The 18,176-nt window shown below is 30.9% G+C and carries 16 protein-coding genes; 15 read left to right on the plus strand and 1 reads right to left on the minus strand.

Annotated features, from left to right (window positions below; all coding sequences use genetic code 11):
* Positions 1-18: 18 nt before the first annotated feature.
* The gene (locus HMPREF2801_RS01620) at positions 19-798 is read right to left on the minus strand and encodes a threonine/serine exporter family protein (protein WP_070610270.1); all 780 of its coding nucleotides are present in this window, start codon (positions 796-798) and stop codon (positions 19-21) included.
* 108 nt (positions 799-906) lie between these two features.
* On the opposite strand from HMPREF2801_RS01620, the gene der reads away from it, so the two are divergent.
* The 15 genes from der to HMPREF2801_RS01695 all read left to right on the plus strand — a co-directional run bounded on the left by der (position 907) and on the right by HMPREF2801_RS01695 (position 17,990).
* Positions 907-2,247, plus strand: coding sequence for a ribosome biogenesis GTPase Der (gene der / locus HMPREF2801_RS01625; protein WP_070610271.1), 1,341 nt, complete (start codon positions 907-909; stop codon positions 2,245-2,247).
* Entirely contained in the window at positions 2,244-2,834 is a 591-nt protein-coding gene (plsY, locus tag HMPREF2801_RS01630) for a glycerol-3-phosphate 1-O-acyltransferase PlsY (RefSeq protein ID WP_070610272.1), read from the plus strand. Before der ends, plsY begins: the two co-directional genes overlap by 4 nt.
* Positions 2,831-3,838, plus strand: coding sequence for an NAD(P)H-dependent glycerol-3-phosphate dehydrogenase (locus HMPREF2801_RS01635; RefSeq protein WP_070610273.1), 1,008 nt, complete (start codon positions 2,831-2,833; stop codon positions 3,836-3,838). Before plsY ends, HMPREF2801_RS01635 begins: the two co-directional genes overlap by 4 nt.
* A 51-nt stretch (positions 3,839-3,889) precedes the next feature.
* A complete protein-coding gene (locus tag HMPREF2801_RS01640) occupies positions 3,890-5,137 on the plus strand; it encodes a biotin/lipoyl attachment domain-containing protein (RefSeq protein ID WP_070610274.1) in 1,248 nt (415 codons plus the stop codon).
* A 9-nt stretch (positions 5,138-5,146) separates the two neighbouring features.
* Positions 5,147-5,857 carry a YggS family pyridoxal phosphate-dependent enzyme gene (locus tag HMPREF2801_RS01645; protein WP_070610275.1) on the plus strand — a complete coding sequence of 237 codons (711 nt, stop codon included), beginning with the start codon at positions 5,147-5,149 and terminating at the stop codon, positions 5,855-5,857.
* Between the two features lie 9 nt (positions 5,858-5,866).
* Entirely contained in the window at positions 5,867-6,316 is a 450-nt protein-coding gene (locus tag HMPREF2801_RS01650; RefSeq protein ID WP_019124448.1) for a cell division protein SepF, read from the plus strand.
* 89 nt (positions 6,317-6,405) lie between these two features.
* Entirely contained in the window at positions 6,406-7,092 is a 687-nt protein-coding gene (locus HMPREF2801_RS01655) for a YlmH family RNA-binding protein (protein ID WP_246829957.1), read from the plus strand.
* Between the two features lie 9 nt (positions 7,093-7,101).
* The gene (gene lspA / locus HMPREF2801_RS01660) at positions 7,102-7,557 is read left to right on the plus strand and encodes a signal peptidase II (protein WP_070610277.1); all 456 of its coding nucleotides are present in this window, start codon (positions 7,102-7,104) and stop codon (positions 7,555-7,557) included.
* Between the two features lie 3 nt (positions 7,558-7,560).
* The gene (locus tag HMPREF2801_RS01665) at positions 7,561-8,463 is read left to right on the plus strand and encodes an RluA family pseudouridine synthase (protein WP_070610278.1); all 903 of its coding nucleotides are present in this window, start codon (positions 7,561-7,563) and stop codon (positions 8,461-8,463) included.
* A 1-nt stretch (position 8,464) separates the two neighbouring features.
* Entirely contained in the window at positions 8,465-9,841 is a 1,377-nt protein-coding gene (locus HMPREF2801_RS01670) for an NAD(P)/FAD-dependent oxidoreductase (protein ID WP_070610284.1), read from the plus strand.
* An 80-nt stretch (positions 9,842-9,921) separates the two neighbouring features.
* On the plus strand, positions 9,922-11,319 hold the full coding sequence (gene miaB, locus HMPREF2801_RS01675) for a tRNA (N6-isopentenyl adenosine(37)-C2)-methylthiotransferase MiaB (RefSeq protein ID WP_070610279.1): 1,398 nt from the start codon (positions 9,922-9,924) through the stop codon (positions 11,317-11,319).
* Positions 11,309-13,921: a DNA mismatch repair protein MutS gene (gene mutS, locus HMPREF2801_RS01680; RefSeq protein WP_070610280.1), complete on the plus strand. Its 2,613-nt coding sequence runs from the start codon at positions 11,309-11,311 to the stop codon at positions 13,919-13,921. The genes miaB and mutS overlap by 11 nt, the downstream gene beginning before the upstream one ends.
* Complete coding sequence (gene mutL / locus HMPREF2801_RS01685) at positions 13,918-15,777, plus strand: DNA mismatch repair endonuclease MutL (RefSeq protein ID WP_070610281.1); 1,860 nt, start codon at positions 13,918-13,920, stop codon at positions 15,775-15,777. The genes mutS and mutL overlap by 4 nt, the downstream gene beginning before the upstream one ends.
* Positions 15,778-16,686 (plus strand): tRNA (adenosine(37)-N6)-dimethylallyltransferase MiaA, encoded by a 909-nt coding sequence (gene miaA, locus HMPREF2801_RS01690; RefSeq protein ID WP_070610282.1) that lies wholly within the window; start codon positions 15,778-15,780, stop codon positions 16,684-16,686.
* An 8-nt stretch (positions 16,687-16,694) separates the two neighbouring features.
* The gene (locus HMPREF2801_RS01695; protein ID WP_070610283.1) at positions 16,695-17,990 is read left to right on the plus strand and encodes a methionine gamma-lyase family protein; all 1,296 of its coding nucleotides are present in this window, start codon (positions 16,695-16,697) and stop codon (positions 17,988-17,990) included.
* Positions 17,991-18,176: the final 186 nt, after the last annotated feature.

Below are 18,176 nucleotides of genomic sequence, written 5' to 3' on the forward strand. Positions count from 1 at the left end.
AAAATTGTGAGAGTGTCTTCATATTATAAACCTCATAATTTTTAAGCCAACGCCCACGCCAAAGGCTATGGCAAGTGCTATAAAGAAAGCTTTAATCATAGTAATAGCACCTGTTATAAATTCGCCGCTCATTATATCTCTCACAGAGTTTGTTATGGCAACGCCAGGAACTAAAAGCATTATTACACCAATGATTATGTTGTCAATGTTTGAGCCGAAACCAAATTGTACACAAATAATTGCTAGGACTGATGTAATGAAGGCGCAAAGAATATTATTTATGAAAAAAGAAAGTTTAAAGTAGCTAAGTTTTTCAAGAATTATGGGGATTAATATGCCAATAAGAAAACTTGCGAGGAAGTCCTTTAAGTCGCCACCAAATAAAAGTGTGAAGAAAGAGGAAGCAATGCCACCAGAAAAATATATTTTCTTTGGATTTTCTTCAGCGGCATCAATTTCAAAAAGTCTTTCATAGCCTTCCTTAATTGAAAGATCCCGTGAGACAAATTCTCTTGAAAAAGAATTTACACAGTCGATTTTATATAAATTTGTATCTGAAATTGTAATTTTTCTAAAATTGCTAAGAGTTTCCCCATCAAACTCCATTGAAATAAAAATTGCAGAGGGTAGAGCGTAGGCTGAAACATTAGAAATATTAGAGACCGATTTACAAATCCTTTCGATTGTATCTTCAGCCCTATAAGATTCTGCTCCATTTTGAATTAATAATGCGCCAGTGAATAAGGATAGATTCATTAAATCTTTAGCATCTTTTATATTGTTTAAAACTTTCGCCATTTTATCACCAAGCTAATTATACTATGGAGTTTTTTTATTCTCAATTGTAAATAGTAAATTGAATCTAATAATTTAATTTGTTATAATTACTTAAATAGGGGTGATTATATGGAAATGCCCATAGTTTCAATAATTGGCAGACCAAATGTAGGCAAATCTACTTTATTTAACAAAATAGTAGGAAGAAAAGTTTCTATAACTGAAGATACTCCAGGTGTAACTAGAGATAGAATCTATCAACCTGCATCTTGGCTTAATTATAAATTTTTACTTGTTGATACAGGTGGACTTGATTTAAAAGACGAAGATATATTTATGTCTAGCATCAAGGCACAAATCGATATGGCACTAGAAACTTCTGATGTTGTAATATTTTTAGTAGATGGTGCTGAGGGTTTAAATCCAACAGATGTAGAAATTTCACAATTTCTCAGAAAAACAAAAACTAAAGTTGTTTTAGCTGTAAATAAATACGATTCAAAAATAACAAGGGAAAATATTTTTGATTTTTATGAATTAGGTTTAGGAAATCCCATTGGCATAAGTGCTGAACAAGGCACTGGTGTAGGGGACTTGCTTGACGAAGTTGTAAGTGGTTTTACGCCAGTGGATGATATAGAAGATGATGATCTTATAAGGGTTACCTTAATAGGTAAACCAAATGTTGGCAAGTCCTCTTTTCTAAATTATTTAACTGGAGAAAACAGGTCTATAGTTACAGATATTCCCGGCACTACTAGAGATTCAATTGACTCTTTAATTAAATACAAGGACAATGAATATGTTTTTGTTGACACTGCTGGACTAAGAAAAAAGAAAAAAATTGTACCAGGTGTTGAGAGATATTCTGTAATAAGAACTCTTACTGCAATTGAAAGATCAAATGTCTGTGTACTTATGATTGATGCACTAGAAGGCGTAACTGAACAAGATTCTAAAATTGTTGGATATGCCCATGACAATAATAAGGCAATTATTATTGCAGTAAATAAGTGGGATGCTCTTGAAAAAGAGACAAAGACAATGAAAAACTTTGAAAAGGAAATAAGGAATCAACTTCCTTTTGTCTTATATGCTCCAATAATATTTATATCAGCTAAAACTGGTCAAAGAGTAAATGAATTTTTAGATTTAATTGAAGTGGTAAACAACAATTACAACCACAGAATTCAAACTGGCGTATTAAACGATATTTTAAACAGAGCAGTTCTTATGAATCAACCGCCATCAGACAAGGGCAAGAGAGGAAAGCTCTACTATGGTTCTCAAGTAAGTGTTAGACCTCCAAAGTTTTTACTTTCTGTTAATGACAAGGAATTATTCCACTTCTCCTATTTGAGATATATTGAAAATCAAATTAGAGATACCTATTCCTTTGATGGCACTCCAATAATATTGGAGTTAAAAAACAGAGTTAGTCCAAGAGCTGACAAAGGACCAAGAAGATGAATTATTTCTTAGTTTTAATTATATCTTATTTGATTGGCACGATTTCTGGTTCCTATATTATAGGGGAATTATTTCTAAATAAAGATATTAGAAAGTATGGTTCAGGTAATGCTGGCACGACTAATGCCATGAGAGTTCTTGGGAAAAAAGCTGGTGTTACAACTTTTATTATTGATTTTTTAAAGGGAGTAGCAGTAACTTTTATAATTGGAAAATTTTTCGGGAGAAACCTTATTCCACTGGGAATACTTGGAGCTGTAATTGGTCACGATTTTCCCTTTTACATGAATTTTAGAGGTGGAAAGGGAGTTGCTACAAGTCTAGGCGCCTTAGCTCTTTTTAATTTTCCCCTTACCTTAATATGTTATATTGTATGGGTGCTTGGAACTCTTCTAACAAAAATAGTTTCAGTTGGTTCAATTTTATTTTTTATTTCAATTATTATTGTCTACACTTTTATGTCAGACCTTAATACTTATAATATTATTTTAATTGATATTATTGCCTTAATAGGAATAATAAGACATAAGGATAACATCAAGAGATTAATAGCAGGAAATGAAAATAAAATAGGAGGTAGGAAATGAATATTACACTATGTGGTGGTGGAAGCTGGGGTACTGCCATTGCTAGGCTTCTATCAAATAAAGGACATAAGGTAAATTTTTACATTAGAAATCAAGCTGTAATTGATGATATAAAGAAAAATAAAGAAAATTCAAAATATCTTCCAGGAGCAAAATTTAAAAATGAAATAAACCTTACTAATGACTTAGATTCCGTTCTTGAAAATATTGAAGTATTTGTTATTGCAGTACCAACTTCTAGCACTAGAGAAATTTTAGAAAGAATTAAGGGAAAAATTTCAAAGGAGACAATAATTGTCAACTTATCAAAGGGATTTGAACTTGAAACTCTCGATAGGATTTCAGAAATTTCATCAGAAATTTTAAAGGACAATCCCTTTGTAGCTCTTTCTGGACCATCTCACGCTGAAGAAGTAGGAAAGGATATTCCAACAACTCTTGTAGCTTCTTCCTTAGATACAAGGGCTGCAGTAACTATTCAACACGAATTTTCTACTTCAATTTTTAGAATTTACACAAATCCTGATTTAATCGGGGTTGAAATAGGTGGAGCTTTAAAAAATATTATTGCTCTTGCTGCAGGTATGAATGATGGTCTAGGTTATGGAGATAACTCAAAGGCAGCACTAATGACTCGTGGAATTTATGAAATGAGTAAACTAGGCATTGCTATGGGTGCAAACCCACACACCTTCAATGGACTATCTGGCATTGGTGACTTAATAGTAACCTGCACAAGTATGCACTCTAGAAATAGAAGAGCAGGAATATTCATTGGTCAAGGTAAATCAATGGAAGAAGCCTGCAAGGAAGTTGGCCAAGTAGTTGAGGGAGTTAAGACTGTTAAGTCTGCTTATAAACTTTCTCAGCTTAAAAACATAGAAATGCCAATAACAAGTGCACTTTACCAAGTTTTATATGAAGGTTACGATCCAAATAAAGCTGTGTTTGATTTAATGACTAGAAAAAATAAGGACGAAATAGAGCAAATCTTCTTCGAATAATAACATATTGCAGGAGTTTGTGATATAATTATTTGATGAATAGGTGGTTTTTTGAACAGTTTTTTTAAAAAAAATAAATTTTTCAAGAGAAGGATACTGGCTCTTTTAATTTTTTTAATTTTAATTTTATTTTTTGCAAGATTAATAAGAGGAAGCAGAGTAAATAATTATAAAACAATTTTTCCAACTTTGACCACTTTTGAAAAGGATATTGATACAAAAATTTACAATCTCTTTGATGAAAAAGCTTATTTTTCAAAAGGAGATGGGATTGTAGTATTTCATGCTAGTGAAGGACAAAAAGTGCCTGTAGGTTATGAAGTTGCAAATTTAAATTTAATGGAAGATGTATCCTCTTTAAAGGATGAACTAAATAAAGTTAAGGCAGCAATTAAGATAAAAAAGGGAATTGAACCTGTAGAAAAAGAAAATTCTTTGAGTTTCACAAAAAATCTTCAAGAACAAATAAAAAATAAGAATTATTCTGGGGTTTATTTTGATATAAATTCATCAGATGAAGCTTCTCAAGAAAATATTAATGAAGCTGAATTAAAGGAATATCTTGAACTGTCAGAGGATACTCTTTTGCTTAAGGAAAGAGACTTAGAAGAAAAAATTTCTAAATTTAATTTTTCTTATCTAGCAGAATTTAGTGGTATAGTTACTTATAAAATTGATGACAATGAAGATTATTTTAAAATCGACAATTTAGACAAGTTTACTTATAAATACTTAAATAAAAACTACAACTTTAAAAGTTTAGAAATGGAAACCAAGGTAAAAAATGGAGATCCGCTTTTTAAAATAGTAAATAATTTAAATTGGAAAGTTGCCTGCACTATTAACAATGTATCACAAATTTCAAATTATAATCTTGGAGATTCTGTTAAAATACAAATTCCAGAAATTGAAGATATTTATGGTATAGTGGAAAAAATAAATAAAGATAATAATCATGCTGTAATTATTGTTAGCCTAGATAGATATTTTGAAAATATGTATTCTAATAGGATTCATGATGGCAAAATTATTGTAAATAAAACTAAGGGCTTTGAAATACCAAAGTCAACACTTATAGAAAGAGATAGTCTTACTGGAGTATATGTACAAGAAATCAAGGGGCTTGTAAAATTTGTGCCTGTTGAGATAGTAAGTGAGACTAATGATTATGTCTTTATCAACAAGGGAAATAAAGAATCAGTTATTAGCATTGGCGATAAAAGTTATAAAACTGTAACTGTTAACGACGCCATAGTAATAAATCCAAAAACTGTAGATGAGTCAAGAATCTTAAATTGAGGTGATATTTTGAATTTAGAAGACAATTTAAAAAAACTTTATGAAGATATAGAAATAGCAAAGGCTAATTCTAATTTTAAAAGAGATGTCAAACTCATTGCTGTATCAAAGACCCATCCAGTAGAAATGATAAAGGTTTTTAACCAACTTGGTGTCATGGATTTTGGCGAAAATAAGGTTCAAGAACTTGTTTCAAAGATAGAAGATAAAGAAATTGAAGAAAAGTTAAAAAATAATAAAATAAATTTTCATTTGATTGGCAATTTACAGACTAATAAAGTAAAATATATTTATGACAAAGTAGAACTAATTCAATCACTGGATAGAATAAAATTAGCTAAAGAAATTAATAAGAGAGCAGAAAAAGATGACATCAAGGTAAATTGTCTTGTGCAAATAAATATTGGCAATGAAGAGACTAAATCAGGAATAAAATATGAAGATACTGAAGATTTTATTTATGAGCTTTTAGATTACAAAAATATTAATATTAAGGGGCTTATGGCTATTGCTCCAAATAGTTCTGATGAAACTTTGCTGAGAAAATTATTTGAGAAGATGAATATAATGTTTGAAAATATTGCATCAAAAAACTATGATGGACTTGAGATGAAATATTTATCAATGGGGATGAGCCATGATTTTAAATTGGCAATCAAAGAAGGATCCAATATGATCAGAGTTGGTTCTAAATTATTTGGAAATAGAAATTATAATTAGGAGGATATTATGGCAGAAAAAACTATGGACAAACTAAAGAAAATCTTTGGCTTTGCAGATGAATATGAATACGAAGATTTTGACGAAGATTTTGAAGATGATGTAAAGGAAGCAGAGGTTGTAGAACCTACTTATGCACCAAAGAACATCACTCATACTAAGGCTAAACCAAGAGTATCAACAAGCAATATGATTATTACAGTTCATGAGCCACTTTCTTATGATGAATCACCACTTATAGTTGATGATTTAAGAGATTTCAAGGCTGTAGTACTTAACTTTGAACAACTTGATGTTGATGTTAAGCGACAAATTTTTGATTTTGTAAGTGGAGCTCTTTACGCACTTGATGGAAAGATGCAAAAAGTTAACAAAGATATTTTTATCTTGGCACCAAACAATGTTGAAATTGATGGATTAAAAGAGCAACTTAAAAACAATGGAATGTTTCCTTGGTAAATTTAAACAGAATAGATTTAATTAATCATATTAATAGGCCTGAGGAAAGGACTACTATAAGGAAAGTTATTGACAAAATGGAATCTGTAATGAAGAGTCATATTACTGAGTCAACAGATTTTTTAAATCCTCATGAGATTAATTTGTCTATTTCCATTTTAAATAGGTTTAAAGATGAAATCTCCTATGAAATTGATGGGGGATACGGTGACAGTGAATCCTGCATCATTTATATTTATCCTAGTTATAAATGTGAAAATGATGCAGATGATATTGTCTTATTTAAATTTGAATCTAATGAAAAAATTAAACATGGCGATGTACTAGGATCTATTTTAGGCCTAAGTATAGACAGACAAAAAATAGGTGATATTTTAATTGGAGAAAAATTCACTTATTTTTTTGTTAAAAGAGAAATTGCAAACTTTATAGAAATAAACCTCACAAAAATATCTAAATACAATATTGTCCTCAGTCGTGAAGATAAAATTTCTGATCTCCCAAAAAAGGAATATGACTACAAAAAAATTGTTGTCTCTTCCTTTAGATTAGATAATTTAATCTCTAAGGTCTTTAATCTATCGAGATCAAAGGTTAAAAAGATGATAGATGGTGAACTTGTAAAAGTCAATTTTGCCAAGGAGACAAGATCTCACTTTGAGCTTGAGGAAGGTGACTTGGTTTCCCTTAGAAAATATGGAAGATTTAGAATTTTTGAAGTTGAAGGAAGCACTAAGAGGGGCAATTTTGTAGTTTTAGTGAGATTAAATAAGTAAGGAGATACTATGTTCGTTGCTATTTTTAGCATTATTTTAATAATTATAGATCAGTTTACAAAATATTTGGTGGTTACAAATATTGCAAATAAAAATCCAGTTGTATTAATTGACAACTTTTTGAAACTCTATTACATAGAGAATAGAGGTGCAGCCTTTGGAATTTTACAAGGATTTAGATCTCTATTTACAGTTATAACTATCCTAGTTTTATTGTTTTTAATTGTATTTTTAATTAGAAATTATAATAAGGTTCCCTTTATTTATTTAGTTAGTTTCAGTCTTCTTATTGGAGGAACTATTGGAAACTTTATAGACAGAATTAGACTTCACTATGTTGTTGACTTTATTAGCATGAGGTTCTTTGGTCATGATTTTGCAATTTTTAATTTTGCCGATATGTTTATTGTTCTTGGAACAATTTTAATTTCCATTGGAATAGTTCTTCACGACAATAAAAGGTGAATTATGTACAAAAATACTTTTCTAGTGAGTACTCTTGATGTTGATTCTAGACTTGATAAATTTTTAGATCAAAAACTTGAAATAAATAGATCGCAAATAAAAAAACATATTGAATCGGGAAATATTTTATTAAATGGAAAAATTGTAAAGGCAGGATATAGTTTAAGGGAAGGGGACACCATTACAGTTTCCTTTGAAGATGAGGAAAAACTTCTTCCAGAAAATATTGATTTTAACATAATTTATGAGGACGAATATCTTGCTGTAATTTCAAAGCCCCAGGACTTAGTAGTCCATCCAGGTGCAGGAAATAAAAGTGGAACTCTTGTTAATGGTTTACTTTATAAATTTAAAAATCTATCTAACCCAATAGATGAAGGTAGACCTGGCATCGTACATAGGCTTGATAAGGATACATCTGGTCTTATGATTATTGCAAAAAAAGATGAGGCTTATTATAAACTGGTGGATATGTTTAAGTATCGAGAAATCGAAAAACATTATTTGGCAATAGTCCATGGTAATATCTATGAGGACTTTGATGTAGATGCACCCATTGGAAGGGATCCCAATAATCGAATTAAAATGAAAGTTGTTGAAGAAAATTCTAAGAATGCCTCTACAAGCTTTCATGTTGTAAAAAACTTTGATAAATTTACTCTCTTAGATGTCAGGCTACATACTGGTAGAACTCATCAGATTAGAGTGCATTTATCCTATGTAAATCATCCAGTTGTTGGTGATAAGACATATGGCATAAAAAATAAATATAAAATTAATAAGCAGCTTTTACACGCTTATAAACTTAGATTTATTCACCCAATTACAGGTGAAGAACTTGAAATTGTTGATGAATTTCCAAAGAGGTTCAATGATTTTATGGCTATCTTTAGCAAGGAGAAATAATTTGAATAAATATGATGTAATAATAGTTGGTTCAGGCGCAAGTGGCGTCTTTGCCTCTTACGAATTTAAAAAGTTAAATTCAGATTTAAAGGTACTGGTAATAGACAAGGGCAATACAATTTATAAAAGACAGTGTCCAATAAAAACTGGACAAGTTGAAAGCTGTATTGGATGCAAACCTTGCAATATCATGAATGGTTATGGTGGAGCTGGTACTTTATCTGATGGAAAATATAATATTACAACAAATTTTGGTGGACAAATGCATGACTACCTTGGAAAAGAAGAGTCAATTGAACTAATGGAATATGTTGACTCTGTTCTATGCAAATTTGACGGTGGAAATTCAAAACTTTATGAAACAAGTGCATCAAATTTAAAAACTCTTGCCTTAAAACATGACCTACACTTGCTAGATGCCAAGGTTAGACACTTTGGCACAGATAGAAATGTGAAAATCCTAGAAAAAATTTATGAGTGGACTAAGGATAAAGTGGAAATAATTTTTAACACCACAATAGTTGATGTTGAAAAAAATGAAGACTTTAAACTTACTACTGACAAGGGTGAAACTTTTTACTGTGACAAATTAGTTCTTGCTTCAGGAAGAAGTGGCTCTAAATGGATTTCAGAAGTTTGCAAAAAATTTAATATTAATTTATTTTCAAACCAAGTTGATATTGGTGTTAGGGTTGAACTACCTGCAGAGGTTTTTAAACACATAACAGATGCAGTCTATGAGTCAAAAATAGTTTATCAAACTAAGGGCTACAATGACCTTGTAAGGACTTTTTGCATGAATCCTTATGGACAAGTAGTGGCTGAAAACACTAACGGCATTATAACTGTAAATGGGCATTCTTATGCTGACCCTAAACTTCAATCTGAGAACACAAACTTTGCTCTTTTAGTTAGCAATACTTTTACAGAACCCTTTAAAGATTCCAACGAATATGGCGAATCAATAGCAAAACTTAGCAATATGCTTGGAGGAGGAGTTCTTTTACAAAGATTTGGAGATTTGGTTAAGGGAAGAAGATCTGATAAGAGAAGAATGCTTAAATGCTTTACTGAGCCAACATTAAAGGCAACCCCCGGTGATTTGTCCCTTGTAATTCCTAAGAGACAACTTGACTCAATTATAGAGATGATTTATGCCTTAGATAAAATTGCTCCAGGAACTGCAAATGACGATACACTTTTATATGGAGTTGAAGTTAAATTTTATAATTCAAGAGTTGAAACTGATTCAAATTTTGAAACTTCAGTTGACGGTCTCTTTGTAGTTGGCGATGGTGGAGGTGCCACTCATTCACTTTCACAAGCTTCTGCCTGCGGAGTATATGTTGCTAGATATTTAAATAGTATTATGTCTTAAGAGTATGCCTATGCATACTCTTTTCTTGATAAATAGGCTGTTTTTCAGGTATAATATAAAGATACGAAATGAGGATGTAAATGGAAAATAAAGAATTAATTAACGATATAAATAACAATGTAAATGAGTACATTAGGGATATAAAAGAAAATATTGATGAAAAGAAAGCCCTTGTCATAACTCATGGCTGCCAAATGAATGAGCACGATTCTGAAAAAATAACTTGGCTCCTTGAAAAAATGGGCTACAGCTTTGTAAATGAAGTTGAAGATGCTGATTTAATAATTTTAAATACTTGCTCAGTAAGACACTCTGCAGAAGATAAGGTCTACGGTCAACTTGGAAATTTAAAAAATTTAAAGTCTAAGAAAAAAAATATAAAAGTTGCAGTTTGTGGCTGCATGATGCAAAGAGAAGAATCAAGAAATTATGTTATAGAAAAATTTCCCAATGTGGATATTATCTTTGGAACAAATAATATTTGGAAACTCCCAGAACTTTTAAAGGCATCTTATCATGGCAAAAAACTTGCCATGGACATCGAAGAAAATCCACTTAGCATAGATAATTCTCTAGGCGCAAATAGACTTTATAATTTTAAGTCTTATGTGAATATTATGTATGGCTGCAACAATTTCTGTTCCTATTGCATAGTTCCTTACACAAGAGGAAGAGAGACAAGCAGAAGACCTCACGAAATAATAAGAGAAATTGAGGAGCTTGCAAAAAATGGAACTAAGGAAGTAACTCTCATTGGTCAAAATGTAAATTCTTACGGAAAAACTTTTGACGATAAATATTCCTTTGCAAATCTTCTTGAAGAAATTAATGACATAAAGGGAATAGAGAGAATAAGATTTATGACATCCCATCCAAAGGATATTTCTGATGAATTAATTTATTCCTTTAAAAACTTAGATAAACTTTGTAATTTCTTACATCTTCCAGTTCAAGCTGGCTCATCAAGAGTTCTTAAGATGATGAACAGAAAATACACAAAAGAAGATTATCTAAGAAAGATAGATAAGGTAAAAAGTGTTAATCCAAACATTGCCCTTTCCACAGACATAATGGTTGGTTTTCCTGGTGAAAGTGAAGAAGATTTTCTTGACACCTTAGATTTAGTTAAAAAAGTTGAGTATGACACAGCCTTTACTTTTATTTATTCCATGAGGGAAAATACTCCTGCCGCAAGAATGGAACAAGTCCCTGATAAAGTTAAACATGAGAGGTTTGAGAGACTTTTAGATATTTTATATCCAATTCAAGAAAAGAAAAATAAAGCTTTTATTGGAAAAGATGTAGATGTACTTGTTGAAGATTTCTCAAAAAAGGACGATACCAATGTTAGTGGAAGAAATGATGAATTTAAACTAATAAATTTCAAGGGAAATAAAAATGATATTGGAAAAATTTTAAAAGTTAAGGTAACAGAAGCAAATAGTTTTTCTCTAGTAGGTGAAAGAATTGAATCGTGAAAAATTAACTCCTATGATGCAGCAATATCTTGCTGTAAAGGATGAGAATCCTGATGCAATTTTATTTTTTAGGCTTGGCGATTTCTATGAAATGTTCTTTGACGATGCACTTCTTGCATCAAGAGAACTTGAAATAACTCTCACAAAAAGAGATGCAGGTCTTGAAGAAAAGGCTCCTATGTGTGGAGTTCCATATCATGTGGCATCAGGATATATTTCAAAATTAATAAATAAGGGCTATAAGGTTGCCATTTGCGACCAAATGGAAGACCCAAAATTCGCCAAGGGCATAGTTAAAAGAGAAGTAACTCAAATTATTACTCCGGGAACCTTTACGGACACTGAATATTTAAAGAGTGACTTGAATAATTATCTTCTTTCAATTTTTATTCACGGCTATTCTTTAAATTTAACATATTCAGATTATTCAACAGGAGAAATTTATTTTACAGAAAAAACTTTTTTGTCAAAGTCCGAATTGTATAATTTCTTACAAGATGAAATCGATAGAATTAGTCCCAATGAAATTTTATTAAATGATGAAGTTACTGCAAAGTTTAAGGAGAAAATAAAAGGAGATAATATTTTTGTAAATCCCTATCTTTCAGATAATTTAAGGGAAACCAATTTATTTAAAGATCTTGGGGAATATTTTAGTGAAAATTTCAAAGAAAATTTAAAAAATTTCTTGTCATCAAATAATATTTCTGATTACACATCATTAAAAAAAATTTTACAGTACTTGGTTGTTACTCAAAAAATTAATTTAAAGCACATAAATAATATTAAACTCTATAATAATTTTGATTATTTAATCTTAGACGAAAGCTCAAAGAGAACACTTGAAGTAGTAAAAGGACTTAATACTTTTAGCAAAAAGGGTTCCCTATTAGACGTACTTGACAAGTGCAGCACCTCTATGGGTTCTCGTAAGTTAAAAAAATGGGTGGAAAGTCCACTGGTAAATTTAAATAAAATTTATGAGAGACAAAATTTAATAGAAGCCTTTACGAGAGACTTGCTTCTTCAAGACAAATTAGAAAAAATCTTAAAAGAAGTCTATGACATTGAAAGGCTTGTAGTAAAAATTTCCAATGGAAGTGTAAATCCTCGTGAAGTTTATTCTCTTAAAAATACAATTATAAATTCTAAGAAAATAAAAGAAATTTTAGAAATTTACAAGAATGATTATTTAAATTCTTTGGCAAGAGAATTTATAGATTTAAGTGATATTTTTGAAAAAATAGATGCCCTTTTAATTGAAAATCCTCCTGTGGTAATAGAAGAAAACAGGATAATTAAAGAAGGATATTCTGAGGACTTAGATGAGCTCTTTAAAATTGCTACTGAAGGCAAGAACTGGTTACTGGATTTTGAAAACAAAGAGAGAGAAAGAACTGGAATAAAAAAATTAAAGGTTAAACACAATAAAATTCTTGGATATTTTATTGAAGTTACTAAATCTTTTTTAGATGAAGTTCCAGATGATTACATTAGAAAGCAAACCTTAGTTGGCTCAGAAAGATTTTTCTCCCTTGAATTAAAGGACATGGAAGGAAAGCTCCTTGGATCTAAAGAGAGAGCTTTGACATTACAAGCTGAAATATATAATGGTTTAAAGGACTATATTGCAGGAGAAATTTATAGGATACAAATTTTAGCAGACAAACTTTCGAATTTAGACTCAATTTTGTCACTGGCAAAAGTTTCTAATTTAAACAATTATGTAAGACCAGACTTTAACCAAGAAGGCTTTATTGAAATAAAAAATGGACGACATCCAATAGTGGAAACTTACATGAAGGATGATTTTTTCGTTCCAAATGACACTTTTATTGACACTGATAAGCATATGATCCACATAATCACTGGCCCAAATATGGCAGGGAAGTCTACTTATATGAGACAGGTTGCCCTAATAACTATTATGGCTCATATAGGATCCTTCGTACCCTGTGACAGTGCAAATATTTCGCTTGTAGATAGAATTTTTACAAGAATTGGTGCTAGCGATAATCTCTCCAAGGGACAATCTACCTTTATGGTTGAGATGCAAGAAGTTGCCGATATTATCGACAATGCAACGCCAAAATCCTTACTTATTTTGGATGAAGTTGGCAGGGGAACTAGTACCTTTGATGGTCTTGCCATAGCAAATGCAATAATCGAATACATTGCAGAAAATATTAAAGCAAAAACTCTTTTTGCAACCCACTACCACGAACTTGTTCATCTCGAAGAAAAATATGATTCAGTAGAAAATTTAACTATTGCAGTTGATAGGCAAGATGACGAAATAATTTTCTTAAGAAAAATAATAAAAGGTTTTACAAATAATTCCTATGGCATCGATGTTGCAAAGCTTGCAGGTATCGATGATACTATAATTAATAGAGCCAAAGAAGTATTGTATGTAATTGAAAAGGAAAATGAAGATATAAGCATTGACTTAAATAAAGAATATATTAGAGAAGAAAATAATAATCCAGAAATAATGAACTTCATAGACAAGTTAAAGGAAATAAATATTCTCGAAATAAGTCCCATGGAATCCTTTAATTTGTTAAATGAAATTGTAAATAAATCTAAGGAGTTGCAATGATTAGACTTTTAGATGAAGCAACTATTTCAAAAATAGCTGCAGGAGAAATAATTGAAAACTCTGCCTCAATAGTGAAGGAATTAGTGGAAAATTCTATTGATGCAGGTGCAGATGACATTCTCGTTGAAATAAGAGGGGAGAGCACTGACTATATTAAGGTGTCAGACAATGGCTCTGGCTTTTCTGAAGATGACCTTGAAGTGGCCTTTCTTCGCCACTCCACATCAAAGCTAGAAAAAATTGAAGACCTAGAAAAAATAAGGACACTAGGTTTCCGTGGAGAAGCTCTTGCAAGCATTTCAAATATTTCAAAAATCAAACTTATGACAAAGAGGGAAGAGGACCTTGCAGGTAATTCTCTCTTAATTGAAAATGGAAAAATTATAAAGAAAAATAAAGTTGGTATGCCCAAGGGCACGACCTTTGTCATAAGTGATGTCTTTTACAATACCCCAGTTAGAAAAAAATTTTTGCGAAAAGATTTAACTGAGATAAATAATATAATTGACATTGTACAAAAAATTGCCCTAAGTAACAATAATATAAAATTTACTCTTATAAGAGATGGAAAAATTATTTTAAATACAGGAAGCGACAAGGATCCCATTAATAGAATTTTTAGTATTTTAGGTTCAGAAATTGCATCTTCTTTAAATGAAAGGTCTTTTGAATCAGAGAATTATAAGATTAAGGGGTTTTTCTCTGACAACAAACTCTTTAGGTCAAATAGAGACAGCCAATATATTTTTGTAAACGGAAGATTTATAAGAAACATTAACATATCAAGGGCAGTGGAAAAAAATTATCACTCTCTAATTCCGCTAAACAGGTATCCAGTCTTTGTATTATACCTTGACATTGACCCAAAGCTAATTGATGTAAATATTCATCCAAAGAAAAATGAAATAAAAATTTCCAATGAAAATATTTTATCTGCTCTTTTGGCTGAAGTTGTAGAAGAAGTAATTTTCCCAAATAGAAGCATTAGAGAAATTGAAATAGAAGATAAAAAGGAAAATGTAAGTGTCTTTGACATATTTGAAGAAGAGTCTATTGAAGCAGAAGAACAAGAAAGAAATACAGATTTAAAAAGCCTTTGGGATATAGAAAAAGAAACAAGTGAAGATTCTTTAAAGAAGACTTTTAATGAAGATGCGGTTTTATATAAAGAAAACTTAAAAGAAGATATAAATCCAGAAGAAGAAAAATTTTTCACTGAAGAACATGAAGAAAAAAACTTTTTATTTAACAGGGAAAAAAGTCATATAGATGAAAAACTTTTAAATACAAGAATAGCAGGTGTTCTCTTTAAGACTTATATACTTTTAGAAAATCAAAGAGAGGGCATTACTTTTCTAGTAGATCAACACGCTGCCCACGAAAGAGTAAACTACGAGAAATTTTTGCACATGTATTTAAAGAGTGAGATCACTTCACAAATTTTACTAAAGCCAGAAATAATTGAACTTAATCAAATGGAATACGACAAAATTTTAAATTATTTAGATCTTTTTACAAAGCTTGGTTTTAAAATTGAGGACTTTGGCGACAAATCTGTAGTTCTTAGAGAAGTGCCAATGATTTTTGGCTTGCCAACCTATGTAAATTTTATTAGGGATATAATTGATTCTCTAGACAAGGAGATTTCATCAAATTATGAGGCTGATTTATATAAAATAATGAAAAAGGCCTGCAAGGCATCAGTCAAGGCTGGAGATGACTTATCAGATATGGAAATCGAGTCACTTATTAGGGACTTAAAAAATTGTGAAAATCCCTATACTTGTCCTCATGGCAGACCTACTGTTGTTGAAGTATCAAAACACACTATATCAAAATTATTTTTGAGGGAATAAATGGAAAATTTAGTTATAATAACAGGACCAACTGGAATAGGGAAGACAGAACTTTCCCTAGAACTCGCAAAAAAATATAAGGGCGAGATAATTTCCAGTGACTCCATGCAAATTTATAAAAAATTAAATATTGGCACTGCAAAAATTGATTTAGATAAAACAAGCATCCCTCACCACATGATTGATATAATAGAGCCTTCTGATAATTTTACTGTTGCTGATTTTAAAAGTTCTGCAACAAAAATTATTACTGACATAAATAATAGAGGTGGACTTCCTTTTTTAGTTGGGGGAACGGGACTTTACATCAATTCTCTTGTATATAATTTAGATTTTACAGAGACTGAGCCAGACTATGAGTATAGAGATGAACTTAGAGAGATATTAGAGGAAGAAGGAAGCGAATTTTTATACGAAAAACTTCAAGATCAAGATAGGAATATGGCAGAAAAAATCCACAAAAACAACGGTCAGAGAATTATAAGAGCCTTAGAGATTATAAAAAATGGCAATAAAAAGGGCGACAATTTTCGAGAAGAAAATAATGACTACAATTTAATTTACATCGGCCTTAATATGGATAGGGCTAAACTTTACCAAAAGATTAACCAAAGAGTAGATAAAATGATTGACTTAGGCCTTATAGATGAAGTAAAAAATCTTTTAGACGAAGGACTCGACAAAAACTCACAATCACTTAAGGCTATTGGCTACAAAGAAGTGATTTCTTATTTAGATGGTGAGATTGATTTCGACGAAATGGTTGGTTTAATTAAAAAAAATTCACGACACTATGCCAAGAGACAGCTTACTTGGTTTAGAAGAGATAAAAGAATTAAGTGGTTTGACAGAGAATCAGACGCAATACTTTCTGATATAAAAAATTATATTGACAGTAGATTAGTTTAGGAGAAAAGATGACAATATACGACAAATTATTTGAAGAAGAATACAATATCGATAAAAAAATAATTGATTTTGTAAATAAAAATGAAGAAAAACTAAAAAATAGATTTCAAGAATTTAGTGACATTGCACAGTATAATCAAGTTAAGATTTTAAAGGCCATGCAGGAAGAAGGTTTAAAATCTACAGATTTTAACTGGACTACAGGCTATGGTTATGGAGATATTGGAAGAGACAAGGTAGAAAGCATCTACACCAGAATTTTTAAGACAGAGGATAGCCTTGTGAGGTCAAATATTGTATCAGGAACTCACGCCATTACACTGGCAATTAAATCTGTATTAAAACCAGGAGATCACTTCTTATCTGTTACTTCTACGCCCTATGATACGCTTCAAAAAGTAATTGGATTAAGGGGGGACAGCCCTGACTCTTTAATAAAAACTGGATATGAATACTCTGAAGTGCCCTTAATAGATAATAAAATCGATGTAAAGAGCATCAAAAATTATATTAAAAAAAACACTTCTCTTGTTATTATGCAAAGGTCAACGGGTTATTCAAATAGGAGGGCCTTTACAATTTCTGAACTAAAAGAAGCAATTGATGAAGTGAAGAGGATAAATAAAAATATAAAAATTTTTGTGGACAATTGCTATGGAGAATTTACAGAACTTATTGAACCAAGTGAGCTTGGAATAGATATTATGGCAGGTTCACTTATAAAAAATCCAGGAGGAGGAATTTCCTACACAGGTGGTTATGTAGCAGGGAAGGCTGAACTTGTAGAAAGAGCAGCAAATATTTTAACAGCACCTGGAATAGGAAAGGACTGCGGACTAAGCTTTGGCATGACAAGACAAATCCTTCAAGGACTTTTTATGTCCCCAAAAATTGTTGAAGATGCAATAAAGGGTGCTATGCTTTTTTCAAAATGTTTTGAAGAATTGGGCTTTAAAACTATTCCATCAAGCGATGACCCAAGAAGCGATATTGTAACAGCAATTGAACTAAAAAAACCTGAAATTTTAGAGACTTTTTGCAAATACATTCAATTTTCTTCTCCAGTTGACTCAGAATTCACTCCTATGCCTTGGGACATGCCAGGATATGATGATAAGGTAATAATGGCAGCAGGGGACTTTATAGAAGGCTCATCCATAGAACTTTCAGCAGATGGACCAATGAGAGAGCCTTATTATGTATATTTCCAAGGAGGACTTTCTTACTATCATATTAAATTCGCATTGATACATCTCTTAAATGCCCTTGATAAGGAAAATTTAGTCACAATTCAAGAAGATTAAATTACTTTTGTTAAAATAAACTCATAAAATTTTACAGACAAATTAACTAAAATTTGAAATCAAAATTAATATAAAAATAGGGACGCTTATAACATCCCTATAAAAAACTTACTATTTTCTTTATAAATAAATTTTAAGATAAATACCCTTACTATATTGAACTGACCCCCAAAAGTTGGACTAACA

Source organism: Peptoniphilus sp. HMSC062D09 (genome assembly GCF_001811425.1).
Taxonomy (GTDB): domain Bacteria; phylum Bacillota; class Clostridia; order Tissierellales; family Peptoniphilaceae; genus Peptoniphilus_A.